Origin of the sequence: Polaromonas sp. (genome assembly GCF_031411155.1) — a bacterium.
In the GTDB taxonomy this organism is placed as follows: Bacteria; Pseudomonadota; Gammaproteobacteria; order Burkholderiales; family Burkholderiaceae_C; genus Polaromonas.
In genome coordinates, this window is sequence record NZ_JANOAL010000033.1 from 1 (window position 1) to 12662 (window position 12662).

12 protein-coding genes and 1 pseudogene are annotated in these 12662 nt (G+C 65.7%); 9 read left to right on the forward strand and 4 right to left on the reverse strand.

Features of this window, described 5'->3' with window-relative positions; translation table 11 throughout:
• The 4 genes from RMO23_RS01575 to RMO23_RS01590 form a co-directional block, all read left to right on the forward strand.
• Positions 1-1247 (forward strand): efflux RND transporter permease subunit (locus RMO23_RS01575; protein ID WP_309678343.1); only part of this gene is annotated, 1247 nt, incomplete at its 5' end.
• 64 nt (positions 1248-1311) lie between these two features.
• Entirely contained in the window at positions 1312-1998 is a 687-nt protein-coding gene (locus RMO23_RS01580; RefSeq protein ID WP_309678344.1) for a protein-L-isoaspartate O-methyltransferase, read from the forward strand.
• Positions 1999-2018: 20 nt separating this feature from the next.
• Complete coding sequence (locus tag RMO23_RS01585) at positions 2019-2384, forward strand: rhodanese-like domain-containing protein (protein WP_309678345.1); 366 nt, start codon at positions 2019-2021, stop codon at positions 2382-2384.
• 46 nt (positions 2385-2430) lie between these two features.
• Entirely contained in the window at positions 2431-3783 is a 1353-nt protein-coding gene (locus tag RMO23_RS01590) for a TolC family outer membrane protein (RefSeq protein WP_309678346.1), read from the forward strand.
• A gap of 6 nt (positions 3784-3789) precedes the next feature.
• On the opposite strand, the gene RMO23_RS01595 is transcribed toward RMO23_RS01590, so the two are convergent.
• Positions 3790-4125 (reverse strand): hypothetical protein, encoded by a 336-nt coding sequence (locus RMO23_RS01595; protein ID WP_309678347.1) that lies wholly within the window; start codon positions 4123-4125, stop codon positions 3790-3792.
• An 88-nt stretch (positions 4126-4213) separates the two neighbouring features.
• Entirely contained in the window at positions 4214-4414 is a 201-nt protein-coding gene (locus tag RMO23_RS01600; protein WP_309678348.1) for a hypothetical protein, read from the reverse strand.
• 240 nt (positions 4415-4654) lie between these two features.
• On the opposite strand from RMO23_RS01600, the gene RMO23_RS01605 reads away from it, so the two are divergent.
• The 5 genes from RMO23_RS01605 to RMO23_RS01625 all read left to right on the forward strand — a co-directional run bounded on the left by RMO23_RS01605 (position 4655) and on the right by RMO23_RS01625 (position 10802).
• Entirely contained in the window at positions 4655-4984 is a 330-nt protein-coding gene (locus tag RMO23_RS01605) for a cupredoxin domain-containing protein (protein ID WP_309678349.1), read from the forward strand.
• Between the two features lie 19 nt (positions 4985-5003).
• Positions 5004-5912 carry an FTR1 family protein gene (locus tag RMO23_RS01610; RefSeq protein ID WP_309678350.1) on the forward strand — a complete coding sequence of 303 codons (909 nt, stop codon included), beginning with the start codon at positions 5004-5006 and terminating at the stop codon, positions 5910-5912.
• A 523-nt stretch (positions 5913-6435) separates the two neighbouring features.
• On the forward strand, positions 6436-8451 hold the full coding sequence (locus RMO23_RS01615) for a multicopper oxidase domain-containing protein (RefSeq protein WP_309678351.1): 2016 nt from the start codon (positions 6436-6438) through the stop codon (positions 8449-8451).
• 42 nt (positions 8452-8493) lie between these two features.
• Complete coding sequence (locus tag RMO23_RS01620) at positions 8494-9150, forward strand: SCO family protein (RefSeq protein ID WP_309678352.1); 657 nt, start codon at positions 8494-8496, stop codon at positions 9148-9150.
• The gene (locus tag RMO23_RS01625; protein ID WP_309678353.1) at positions 9147-10802 is read left to right on the forward strand and encodes a hypothetical protein; all 1656 of its coding nucleotides are present in this window, start codon (positions 9147-9149) and stop codon (positions 10800-10802) included. The genes RMO23_RS01620 and RMO23_RS01625 overlap by 4 nt, the downstream gene beginning before the upstream one ends.
• Positions 10803-10834: 32 nt before the next feature.
• On the opposite strand, the gene RMO23_RS01630 is transcribed toward RMO23_RS01625, so the two are convergent.
• Together RMO23_RS01630 and RMO23_RS01635 are read right to left on the reverse strand one after the other, a co-directional pair.
• Complete coding sequence (locus RMO23_RS01630) at positions 10835-12286, reverse strand: bifunctional serine/threonine-protein kinase/universal stress protein (protein ID WP_309678354.1); 1452 nt, start codon at positions 12284-12286, stop codon at positions 10835-10837.
• Positions 12283-12662 (reverse strand): annotated as a pseudogene (locus RMO23_RS01635) (metallophosphoesterase); the annotation flags it as partial. The gene RMO23_RS01630 and the pseudogene RMO23_RS01635, both read right to left, overlap by 4 nt.

A 12662-nucleotide genomic window follows, 5' to 3' on the forward strand; every position in this document is an offset into this window, starting at 1 on the left:
GGCTGAAACAGGTGCCCGGCATCACCGTCACGCATGCCGGCCTGCTCGACGCGGTGGGCGGCAACAAGCAGGTGGAGTTTTCGATGCAGGGGCCTGATCTGCAGGAACTGGGCCGGCTAACGCGTATCGTTACTGAAAAAATCCGGACCATTCCCGGCCTGGTCGATCTGGATACCAGCCTGAAGGCCGATCAGCCGGTGCTCGACATCGCGGTGCGGCGCGATGCGGCATCGGACCTGGGCTTGTCGGCTTCGCAGATTGCGGCGGCATTGCGAACGCTGGTTGCGGGCCAGACCGTTGGCAATTGGCGCGCGCCCGATGACCAGACCTACAACGTCAATGTGCGGCTGGCGCCCGATGCGCGCAACGCACTGCAAGACCTGGAGCGCTTGCCATTTATGAACAGCACCTTGGGCAGCAATGCCGACGGCTCGGCCCGTATCGTTCGCTTGAGCCAGGTCGCCAGCGTCAGCGAATCGACTGGCCCGAACCAGATCAACCGGCGCGACCTGACGCGCGAAGTCGCCATCACTGCCAATGTTTACAAGCGTTCGGCCGGCGAGGTGTCGGGCGACATCAAGGCGGCGCTCGAAGGTGTGAACTTTCCACCCGGCTACCGCTACCAGTTCAGCGGCTCGACCAAAAACATGGCCGAATCCTTTGGCTATGCCGTCTCGGCGCTGGTGATGGCGGTTTTGTTCATCTACATGATTCTGGCCAGCCAGTTCAAGAGCTTCCTGCAGCCCATGGCGCTGATGACCTCGCTGCCGCTGACGCTGATTGGCGTGGTGCTGGCCCTGCTGCTGTTTCGCTCCACGCTGTCGATGTTTTCCGTCATCGGGGTGGTGATGCTGATGGGCCTGGTCACCAAGAACGCGATTTTGCTGGTGGACTTTGCGATTCGAATGCGGCAACCCGGCGTCGACGCGGACGGCCGCCGCCTCGAAGGCATGCCCCGCAGCGAAGCCCTGCTGGAAGCCGCCAGGGTCCGCCTGCGCCCGATCCTGATGACCACGCTGGCCATGATTTTCGGCATGGTGCCGCTGGCCTTTGCCCTGTCCGAGGGTGCCGAGCAGCGCGCCCCCATGGGCCAGGCGGTGATTGGCGGCGTGATTACCTCCTCGCTGCTGACGCTGGTGGTGGTGCCGGTGACCTATTGCTACCTGGACGACCTGGCCCAATGGCTCAGGCGCCGGTTTGGCGCCAGCGCCCCCGCGGCGCCGGTCATCGCCACAGCCGCCGACTAAAATCCAGAGGTTTCGCCCGATGCACTCCGCTTCTTACCTGTCACAGTCAAACACCAGACCCGCCATGAACTACGAACAAGCCCGTTTCAACATGATTGAGCAGCAAATCCGCCCCTGGGAAGTGCTGGACAACCAGGTCCTTTCCCTGCTCGCGATGATCAAGCGCGAAGATTTTGTGCCGCTGGCGCACAAGGCGCTGGCCTTTGTCGACATGGAAATTCCGCTGAGCCCCGCCGGCCCGGCGCAACAAGACCCCGGCCAGTGCATGCTGGCGCCCAAGGTCGAAGCCCGCATCTTGCAGGACCTGGCGGTGCAGAAACACGAGAAAGTGCTCGAAATCGGCACCGGCTCGGGCTACATGGCCGCGCTGCTGGCGCACCGCGCGCAGCAGGTGCTGAGCTTCGAGATCGACGCCGCGCTGGCCCAGACCGCCCGCCACAATCTGCAAAAAGCCGGCATCTACAACGCCGAAGTGCGCACCGGTGACGGCGCGGCCGTGCCGGGCAGCGCTGCGCTGGGCGGCCCGTTTGATGTCATCGTGCTCAGCGGCTCGGTGGCCGAAGTGCCGGCCTCGCTGCTGTCCCTGCTCAAGGTTGGCGGCCGCCTGAGCGCCATCGTCGGCTTTGAGCCGATGATGCGCGCCACCCTGGTGACCCGGCCCAGCGAAGACGGCTGGCGCACCACCCAGGCCTGGGACACGGTGGCGCCCCGGCTGATGAACTTTCCCGAGCCGTCCCGATTCACCTTTTGAAACCGCCGAGCAAGCCGCCCATGATTGCCCAGATCAGCCCCGCCGATTTCGCCGCCTGGCGCGACCGCGTCAATGCCACGACACCCGCCGCCGCACCCGCCCTGGTGCTCGACGTGCGCGAACCGTGGGAACTGCAGACCGCCTCGGTCAGGGGCGACGGTTTTACGCTGCTGCACATTCCGATGCGCGAGATTCCGGCGCGCCTGGCCGAGCTGCAGCAGGCCCACGGCAGCCATCAGCCGATTGCCTGCCTGTGCCACCACGGCATGCGCAGCCTGCAGGTGGCCAATTATTTGACGCAAAGCGGCTTCACAGAAGTCGTCAACCTGCAGGGCGGCATTGACGCCTGGTCGCAGCAGGTGGACCCGACCGTGCCGCAATATTGATGCCCTTTTTGCTGATCGCTGACTCATTCATTTCCCCAGGACGCCTATGACCACGCCCCCCGCACTGCCGGCCCGCCCGCTGCTGTTGTCCCTGTCGATAGCCGCTGCGCTGCTGGCAGCCGGCCCGATGGCGCAGGCCCAGAGTCTGGTGGAGCTGTACGAGTCAGCCCGCGCGTTTGACGCCACCTACCAGTCGGCCCGGCTGCAGTACGACGCCAACCTGGCCCGTGCCGCGCAGGCCAAGGCCGGCATCCTGCCCGCGGCGGGCCTTGCGGCCGGCGCATCGCGTACCGGCTTCGAAAACACCAATCCGGCCATAGAGCGCAACTTCAATACCCAGAACGCCACGCTCAGCGCCTCGCAGCCGCTATACCGGCCGGCCAACTGGGCCAGCTACGAGCAGGGCTTCAAGCAGGTCGACCTGGCCCGCGCCCAGCTCGACAGCGCCGAGCAGGACCTGATTGTGCGCAGCAGCCAGGCTTACTTTGACGTGCTGGCCGCGCAGGACACGCTGACTTTCGTGCAGGCGCAAAAAGCCGCCGTGGCCGAGCAGCTGGCCTTTGCCAAACGCAACTTCGAGGTGGGCACCTCGACCATCACCGACAGCCGCGAGGCGCAGGCGCGCTACGACCTGGTGATTGCGCAGGAAATCGCCGCCGAAAACGACTTGCGCGTCAAGAAAATCGCGCTCGACCAGCTGGTCGGAAAAAATGAAACCCAGCCCAGGGGCCTGCTGGCACCGGTTGCTCTTCCGCCGGTGCAGCCGGCCGATGTGAACGCCTGGGTGCAGCAATCCGAAGCGGTGCATCCGGGTATTCGCCAGGCGCAAAGCGGGCTGGACATTGCCGAGCTGGAAGTGACCAAGGCCGAGGCCGGCCACAAGCCCACGCTGGACGCCACCGCCAGCTACAACATCACCCGCAACCCGGCGGGCACGGCCACCTCCGCCGCGCAGACATCCTCGCGCACCAACGCCACCACGGTCGGGCTGGTGCTCAATGTGCCGCTGTTCGCCGGCTTTTCCACGCAAAACCGCATCAGGGAAACGCTGTCGCTGAAAGACAAGGCGCGCAGCGACCTGGAAGGCGCCAGGCGCAGCGTGGCTCAAAGCACTCGCACCGCCTACTTTGGCGTGCTGTCGGGACAGGGCCAGGTCAAGGCGCTCGAAGCCGCCGAGCTGTCGAGCCAGAGCGCGCTCGATGCCAACAAGCTCGGCTACCAGGTCGGTGTGCGCATCAACATCGACGTGCTCAACGCGCAAAGCCAGCTGTTTCAGACCAAGCGCGACCTGGCGCAGGCGCGCTACAACGTGCTGCTGGGCGGCCTGCGGCTGCGCCAGGCCAACGGCACGCTAAGCCCGGAAGACCTGCAGCAGATCAATTCACTGCTGGCCAGATAAGGCCGCTCACCGGCGGGCGCCACGGTCTATCGGCGGTTGAAATGGCGGTGCCGACGTCTTTGCAGGCACCGGCTGCGACACCTCGCTCAGGCCCGTCGCCGGCATCGTGACGGGTGCTGCGCCTGGCTCCGCTGCCGCCACGATGAGCGCCGGTTTTACCGAGCCCAGCAAATCGTCCGCGGGCGGCACCGTGAGCGTGTAGGCCAAAAAAAATGTCAGGCCCGAAGCCCCCATCGCCAGAGGTCCGGCAAGAAAATCCACGCATCGGGCAAACCTCCCGGTGCTGCGGGTGTCGCTATCTGGTGGAACGGACTCAAAATCATTACTGCTGAGTAACGCCATAACAGTTCCCCTTCGACGTGGACTTCGGCGTGCGTGTTGTGAGGCCACGAGCGCCTGATCCGGTAACCCAAACAGCTGTCCACGGCAGTCAACGCCGGGTTGGCGTGCTGTCCAGCGTTTGGGACATTTCGCAGCGCAAAAAAACATTTGCCAACAAAAAAAACTCCGCATCCCTCTTTAAATCGCTGCCAATTTCAGTGTCGCGGCCGTTGTTGGCCGGTGCAATACCAAAAAAACACCCCTTTTTTTTGGACAAACTTTCGCAAAACTTTTTTAAGTTGGCGTTCACTCTGATTATTTGTGACGAAATGTATGGCTTGCCCGGGATGGGAGGTCACCGCTCCAAAGCCGTAACAACTTCAGCGACTATTAGTTTCAAATTGTATTAAATGTTTTTATTTGTAATTAATACAGTGATATCTGGGGACGTGGACGCTGAGATGTCCTGACCCCCAGCGAATCGCCAGAATTAGCTGGCGGATAACAATAATAATGATTATCATTAACGTCCTTAGCACCAAGGAATCCCATGAAGCGTTTTTTGTCCCTCACTCTTTTGTCGTTGGCGGCCGCCACCGCTTTTGCCGCCGTTGATGAAGTTACGCTCACGATCAAGGATCACGCCTTCGAGCCGAAGCAGATCACGATCCCGGCTGGCAAGAAAATCAAGTTGCTGGTGGTGAACAAGGATGCCACCCCCGCAGAGTTTGAAAGCAAATCGCTGGGCCGCGAGAAAGTCATTCCCGGCAAATCCACCGCCACCATCAACCTTGGCCCCTTAAAGCCTGGCCGCTATTCCTTCGTCGAGGAATATCACGAAAACAACGCCGCCGCGCAAGGCACCCTCATCGTCGAATGAAACCTGACCAGGAGCCCGCATGTTCGCCGCTGCCCTCATCGTTTTTCGTGAATCACTGGAAGCCTCGCTGATCATCAGCATCATGTTCGCCGCCACGCGTGGCATACCCTCGCGCGCGCGCTGGGTGGTGGCCGGAATACTCGCCGGGCTCACGGGCGCGGCACTGGTGGCTTCCAGCATGGAGCTTATTTCCAGCACGGCCAGCGGCATGGGCCAGGAGCTGTTCAATGCCGCGATTTTGACGCTGGCGGTGGGCATGCTTGCCTGGCACAACATCTGGATGGCGGTGCATGGCCGCGAAATGGCGGCGCAGGCCGCGAGCGCGGCGCGCGCCATCAATGACGGCACGCGCGAACGTTCGGTGATTTTCATCATTGTTGCCCTCGCCGTTTTGCGCGAAGGCTCGGAAACCGTGCTGTTTCTCTACAGCCTGGCCACCAGCAGCGAGGACGGCTTGCGCACCACCGTGGGCGGCGGCCTTAGCGGTCTGGCCGCTGGCTTGCTGGTGGGCGGGCTGCTGTACGCCGGGCTGCTGCGCATTCCATTGCGCTGGTTCTTCTCGGTCACCGGCATCCTCGTGCTGCTGCTGGCCGCCAGCATGGCCTCTCAAGCGGCGCGCTTCCTGATCCAGGCCGATCTGCTGCCCAGCCTGGGCGCACCGCTGTGGGATACCTCCGCGGTGCTGCCCCAGACCACGGCGGTCGGAACGCTGCTGCACGGACTGATCGGTTACGACGCCCAACCGGCAGGCATGCAGATTGTGTTTTATGTCGTGGTGCTGGCCAGCATTGCCGCCGGAATGCGTTGGGTGACGCCGCGCGGACAGCACGGCGCACCGAAGCGCGGGGCTGTCCCTCCTGCCGCCGGGGAGTTGCCGCGTCATGCCGGCGTGGCATCTTCCAGTTCGGCATCCGACCGGGTCCGTTAGACAGGCGGCCCGCCTGCGCAAGGCAGGCAAGCGGCTGACGCGGGGCCGTTAGCAAAATTATTTGCTACTAAATTAGTAGCAAACTATGCTTAGTTTTATTGGGCTAATGCCGTTATTTGCCTGAAAAAGGCATTTTTTCGCCTTCCCGCGCGCCGGCGAACATCACTACGCCCTGATCTGCCGCCCATCCGGGTTACAGCCAAAAAACCTGATTCAAAACTCACAATCAGTAGTTTTATTTACGTTTAGTTACCGATACAAATGTTACTTATTGAGATTCCCAACATCCAGTCCGATCATCTCAGGTAATTCGCACCCTCCATGGACAGGCCGTGAGTGAAAGCTAACTTTTGCGTAGCCTTCAGCTTAAATTAAGAAAAAATAGGTAGTTTTTTCGGGATTTACGCCCCCTGAACCACGCAACACACTGGTGCCAGCGTTCGACAACGCATGGACATCCGTAAAAAGCGTGTGCAAATGTGTTGTTTGTCGCTACCGAAAAACCATAAAACGGAGAACAACCATGGCGTCATTCACATTCGGTACCAGCGATCGTGAGTTCACTCCCGCCGATCCGGACCGCCCCGCCCCTGAAAGGGTCACCGGGCGCCGGACCTTTATCGCCGGTGCGCTTGCCCTCGGGGCCTCGGGCCTGCCCGGCCTGAAAGCCCACGCCCTGACGCCGACCGCTGCCGTCGATTCCGCGGTGTCGGTGAGCCCCGCCGTCAGCTTGCCCACGGTGGCCCCCGGCGCGGGGCCGGTCACGCTGCTGCCGCCCGGCACGCCGGTGGCCCTGCTCGACGCCGCGGCCCATCCCAAGTTCGTGCAACCCCTGCCCAACCCGCTGAGCCCCATCAACCGCTTCATGCCGACCGGGCCGGGCCCGTCGAGCTATACCCTGCAGATCAGGGAGTTCAGCTCCCACATCGGCCTCGTCGATGCCAAAGGCAAACCCCTGACCACCGTGCTGTGGGGCTATGGCACCGCCCTCCAGCCGCCAACCTCGCCGGCGCGCAGCTTCGCCGTGCGCTCAGGCGCCAGCATCCAGGTCAGCTATGTCAACCAGCTGCTCAATGGCAGTGGCGCGCCGCTGCCGCACCGGCTGCCGATAGACACCACGCTGATGTGGGCCAACCCGGGCAACCTGGGCGGCCAGGCGCCCGTGCCGCTGGTGGCGCATCGTCACGGCGGTGGCTCCATTGATTCGGCCGTCGACGGCCTGCCCGACGCCTGGGCCACGCCCGACGCGAACCGCGACGGCACGCCCGATTTCCGCGGCCGCCTCTACAGCACGCCCTACGTCTTCAACAACAACCAGGAAGCCGGCCACCTGTGGTTTCATGACCATGCGCTGGGCGTGACCCGGCTGAACGTCAGCATGGGCCTGACCGGCAACTACCTGATCCGTGACGCGAACGAGGACTACCTGATCACGCGCAACATGCTGCCCGCGCCGGCCTACGAGCTGCCGCTGGTGATCCAGGACCGCATGTTCGATGCCACCGGCAAGGTCTATTACCCGTCGTCCGACACGGCAACCTACCCGAATGCGCCCGCCATCACCCACCTGCCGGAGTTTTTTGGCGATTTCATTCTGGTCAATGGCGTGCCCTGGCCGAAATGCGAGGTCGAACCGCGCCCCTACCGGCTGCGCCTGCTCAACGCCTCGGATTCGCGTTTCTACGACCTGAAGTTCCAGCGCCCCAATGGCAGCGCGCTGCCATTTCACCAGGTCGGCACCGAACTCGGCCTGATGGACGCACCCGTCGGGCTCAATCACCTGATTCTGGCTCCGGGCGAGCGTGCCGACCTGGTCATCAACTTTGCCGGCCTGGCCCAGCAGACCATCACGGTCGGCAACTCCGCCAATATCCCCTTCCCCGACGGCGATCCGGTCGACCCGCTCACGGCCGGCAAGATCATGGCCTTCAAGGTGGCCTTGCCGCTCAACACCACGGTGCCGCAGAGCGTGCTGCCGGTGTACCTGCGCCCCCTTCTCGGCCTGCTGCCAGCGCCGCGCACGGCGGGCGTGCCGCGGCGCAAGCTGATGCTGTTTGAGGGCACCGACCCGCTGGGGCGGCTGCAGACCATGCTGGGCACGGTCAACCCGGCACCGGGCAATCCGGCGAACCCGGCCTTTGGCACCTTCTTCTACTCCGACCCGGTGACCGAGTACATGAGCGCCGGCAGCACCGAGATCTGGGAATTGCACAACACCACGGTGGATGCCCACCCGATTCATCTGCACCTGGTGGATTTCCGCATCCTCAGCCGCGAGCCCTTTACCGGCACCGTGGTCGACAAACCCATGGGCCCGGGCGGCAGCACCAGCGGTGGCTACCTCACCCAGATCGCGCTGCCAGGCCCGCAGCGCCACGCCGAGCCCAACGAGGCGGGACGCAAGGACACGGTGATCACCTATCCCGGTGAGGTGACCCGCATTCTGGTGAGCTTCGCGCGGCCCGGCGAATACGTCTGGCATTGCCACATCCTGTCGCATGAAGACCATGAAATGATGCGCCGCTTCATCGTCACCTGAGCCACAGCGACGGAACCGGGCCAACGCAAAGGAGACACACCCATGCATCCGTTCCCATGCCCGGTCCCCCGCGCGCCGGCTTTTCTGCTCGCGGCCCTGCTGGCCGTGGCCGGATGGCCGGCCGCGTCGGCCCACCAGGGACCCCACGCGGCGCCATCCGCCAGCCTGCCGCAGGACGGCGCCGCCGTTTCCCGCAGCATGGTGCAGGTCCGGCTTCCGGCGGTGCGGGTGCGCCAGCACAACGGCAAGCTCGTGGCCTTTGACGCGACCATGGACGATACCCGGCCGGTGTTGCTGAACTTCGTGTTCACCACCTGCACCGGCATCTGCCTGCCGATGTCGCAGCTGTTCGCGGCTGCCCAGGAGCGCCTGGGCGCGCAGGCCGACCAGCTACAGATGGTCTCGGTGTCGATCGATCCGGGCCAGGACACCCCGGCGCGCCTTGCCGAGTACGCCGGCCGCTTCGCCGCCGGCCCGCAGTGGACCTTTGACACCGGCAGCCAGGACGCGATCGATGCGATCCAGCGCGCCTTCAACGTCTATCGGCCCGACAAGATGAGCCATACCCCGGTCACCTTCGTGCGGCCGCGTGGTTCTCGCCAATGGGTGCGGCTCGATGGCTTCCCGTCGCCGGACCAGCTGATCCGCGAGGCCCAGGCCCATGGTCAGGGGCAAGCCCAGGCTACGGCGTCCCCATGACACGCGCCGGGGCAAGGCTGCTTCGGCGGGCCCGGCTCGGCCTTGCCGCCAGCGCGGTCATGCTGGCGTGCCTGCCCGCCGGCGCGGCGGATAAGGACCAGCGCCTGGACGTGCAGCGCGGCGAGCGCATCTACCGCGACGGCGTGCTGGCCAACGGCATGCCGCTGGCCGGCAGCCGCGTTGATGGCGTGCGCGTGGCGGGTGCGGCGGCCGCCTGCATCACCTGCCACCGGGCCAGCGGCCTGGGCGGCGCCGAAGGCAACCAGCTGATTCCGCCGGTGCTCGGCTCGCTGCTGCGGGCACCCGGCCAGCGCCCGGCCGAGCGCGCCGGGCGCGTGCCGGCCGGCGTGTCGCGCAGCGAACATCCGGCGCATACCCGCGCCGCCTACACGGCGCAAAGTTTTGAGCAGGCGCTGGTCGCTGGCCTGCGCCCTTCTGGCACCGCCCTGGGCTACCTGATGCCGCGCTACGAACTCGATGCGGCCTCGCTGGCCCAGCTGCTGGCCTACCTGGACACCCTGCCGCTGGGCCAGGCCCCGGGGGTCGATGACAAGGCGCTGCACCTGGCGACCATCGTCACGGCCGACGCCCCCGCCGCCGAACGCGACGCAACGCTGGCCATCATCTCGCGCTGCCTGGTGGAGCGCGGCCCGCGCCCGTCCGGCCACACCGGTGCGCCACAACCCTGGCAGCACCATGTCTGGCAGCTCGGCGCCGACCCGGCGCTGTGGCCGCAGGAACTGGCGCAGCTCCAGCGCCAGCAACCGGTGTTCGCCGTCGTGTCGGGCATCAGCGGCGGCAGCTGGACCCCGATCCACCAGTTCTGCGAACGCGAAAAAATGCCCTGTGTGCTGCCCAACACGGCGGCGGTGGACGACGGCATGGCCTCGCACTGGTCGTTTTACTTTTCGCGCGGCGTCAGCCTGGAAGCCGCCGCGCTGGCCCAGCGCCTGGCCGATGAAGCGCCGCCTGGCGGGTGGCGCCGCATTGTTCAGCGCAGTGACGACTCTGAGCCGGCACGCTTGGCGGCCGATGCCCTGCGCCGGCATGTGCGCGAGCTGGGCATCAGCGCCGAGATCGATCAGCAACAACACGAGCCGCAAGCCGACCGCCTGCTGGGCAGCCAACTGACCGAGCGCGATGCGCTGGTGCTGTGGCTCAAGCCTGCCGCGCTGCGCGCTTTCACCGCCACGGCCGCCGCCCCGCAGGCGGGCCGGGTCATCATCTCTGGCGAACTGGCGGGGCTTGACGAGGCCCCGCTCGCCATGGCCTGGCGCGAGCGCGCCTGGATGCTCTACCCCTATGAAGCGGCCGAGCGCCGGGGCGCCCGGATCACGCTCAATAGCGGCCACTGGATGGGCCGCCAGGGCCTGGCGCTGCAACCCGCGCTAAGCCGCCTGCAGGGCAACACCTATTCGGCCTGCGAAGTCAGCGTGCGCGCGCTCCAGACCATGCGCGAGCGCTACTCGCGCGAGTATTTTGTCGAGCTGCTTGAGGCCGCCGACGAAGCCGCGGTCGCCACCGCCTACCCGCGCTTTACCCTCGGGCCCGGCCAGCGCCACGGCTCCCGGGGCGCTTTCATCAGGCACTACCAGGCGCCCGACTTCACCCGGCTGGCCACCACCGGCGACTGGCTCGTGCCGTCCCGCTAGTTCCGTGGCATGAACCGCGGCGGCGGGGCGTGCTAGCGTGCCGCCGGCCCGTCGGGCGGCGGCTCCGTCAGCAGCTCGAACGGCAGCGCCTGTTTCACCAGCACCACGGTGCACGGTGCCGCCATCGCCACCTTGATCGGCACGGTCGCCAGCAGGCGCTGCAGCTTCAGGCCGTGGGTGGCGGCGCCCAGCACCAGCACGTTGACCCGGTTGCCGACCGCAAAATTCACCAGCGCCTCGGCCACATCGCCCGACTCGATCACATGGCACGAGCTTTGGTGCCCCGGCAGCGCCAGCGGCTGCGCCCACAGCTGCAGGCGCGCCAGATGCCGGCGGTGCACGCTGGTTTCACTGCTGTCGTCGCTGGCGGGGCTGGTCTGGCCGGGCGAGATCACCGTGACGCAGGCCAGCCGGGCGCCGGGCCGCGTGCCGAGCGAACGCGCCGCCGCCTGGCGCAGCGAGTACAGCGTCGCGTCGGTGATGTCTTCATGCGGCAGCGCCACCATGACGATGGGCACCTCGGCAATCTGCCGTGCCGGCAGCGGGCTGGGCCGGTAGTCCATGCCCGCCGCCTTGAGCCAGCGTTTCAGATGCGTGCCCAGGCCGGTGCCCTCGGTGCGCCGGCCGCGCTCGGTCAGCACCACTTGTTCGGGGTGGCGCAGGTCCAGCGCCAGGTGCGCCGCCGACGGGTAGCGTTTGGCGGCTTCGGGCTCCAGACAGCGCAGAATGACCTCCTGCAGCCACGGCGGCAACTGCGGCTGCCGCTTGCGCGGCGGCAGCGGATCCATCCACAGGCGCTGGCGCAGCCCGCCTGCGGTCTCCGGCGTGCCAAACGGCAGCTCGCCGGTGGCCAACTGGTACAGCATCACGCCGATGGCAAAAATATCACTGCGCGGGTCACCGCGTATGCCCACCACCTGCTCCGGCGCGATCCAGGCCGGCGAACCGACGGCCTTGCGCAGCTGCTCGGCCAGCAGATCCGGGTATAGCGCATTGCACGACAAGCCAAAGTCCAGCAGCACCGCCGTGCCATCGGTCCGCATCAGCACATTGGCGGGCTTCAAATCAAGGTGCACGGTGTTTTGCTGGTGCAGGCTGTGCGCGGCCAGCGCCACCGCCACGCCCAGCCGCGCTACCTCGTCGGCGCCGGGGCGCTGCGGCAGATCGAGCCAGTGCTGCAGGGTCTGCCCTTGCACATATTCCATCACCAGGTAGGGCACGTGTTGCAGGTCGCCCGCCGCCACGAAGCGTGGCACATGGGGGCCCGCCACGATCTGCAAGATCTGGTGCTCGACCTCGAAGCTGACGATGTTTTCGGCGCCGTCGCCCGCTGTCATGCGCGGCACTTTCATCACCATGGCAAAGCCCGGGTCGGGCGCGCCCCGGCTGTAACGCACCCGGTAGATATGCGCCATGCCGCCCGAGTGGATGCAGTCTTCAATCGTGAAGCCGTCCAGCTCGGTGCCCGGCGCCATCAGCTTCATTGCCCGGTCTCCAGCCGGCTGGCAAAGTGTTCGGGCAGGCCCGCCCGCCGTATCGCCGCCGCCGCGCCCTGGTGGTCATAGTCCACCCGCTGAAACGCCAGCCGCAGGCGGCTGCTGTCAAACAGCGCGTACATGGCCTGCGGGTTGCCGTCACGCGGCTGCCCCACCGAGCCAATCGTGGCCAGCCAGTGGCGATGCCGTGGCAGCGGAATCGCCACGCCCGGTGTGGGCGAAAACTTCATCAAACCGGCGTCGGCGCCCCGGTAGTACAGGGTCTGCTGGTGCACATGGCCGCCAAACACATGGCGTATGTCGGGTGACGCAATCGCATCCAGGCTGGCCGCCGCCGCGCGCTGATCCGTCACATAACGCCACA

Bases quoted from the DNA above. Each gene is read 5' to 3' on its own strand.
- RMO23_RS01580 (WP_309678344.1), top strand. From the start codon at position 1,312: ATGAACTACGAACAAGCCCGTTTCAACATGATTGAGCAGCAAATCCGC.
- RMO23_RS01585 (WP_309678345.1), top strand. From the start codon at position 2,019: ATGATTGCCCAGATCAGCCCCGCCGATTTCGCCGCCTGGCGCGACCGC.
- RMO23_RS01590 (WP_309678346.1), top strand. From the start codon at position 2,431: ATGACCACGCCCCCCGCACTGCCGGCCCGCCCGCTGCTGTTGTCCCTG.
- RMO23_RS01595 (WP_309678347.1), bottom strand. From the start codon at position 4,125: ATGGCGTTACTCAGCAGTAATGATTTTGAGTCCGTTCCACCAGATAGC.
- RMO23_RS01605 (WP_309678349.1), top strand. From the start codon at position 4,655: ATGAAGCGTTTTTTGTCCCTCACTCTTTTGTCGTTGGCGGCCGCCACC.
- RMO23_RS01610 (WP_309678350.1), top strand. From the start codon at position 5,004: ATGTTCGCCGCTGCCCTCATCGTTTTTCGTGAATCACTGGAAGCCTCG.
- RMO23_RS01615 (WP_309678351.1), top strand. From the start codon at position 6,436: ATGGCGTCATTCACATTCGGTACCAGCGATCGTGAGTTCACTCCCGCC.
- RMO23_RS01620 (WP_309678352.1), top strand. From the start codon at position 8,494: ATGCATCCGTTCCCATGCCCGGTCCCCCGCGCGCCGGCTTTTCTGCTC.
- RMO23_RS01625 (WP_309678353.1), top strand. From the start codon at position 9,147: ATGACACGCGCCGGGGCAAGGCTGCTTCGGCGGGCCCGGCTCGGCCTT.
- RMO23_RS01630 (WP_309678354.1), bottom strand. From the start codon at position 12,286: ATGAAGCTGATGGCGCCGGGCACCGAGCTGGACGGCTTCACGATTGAA.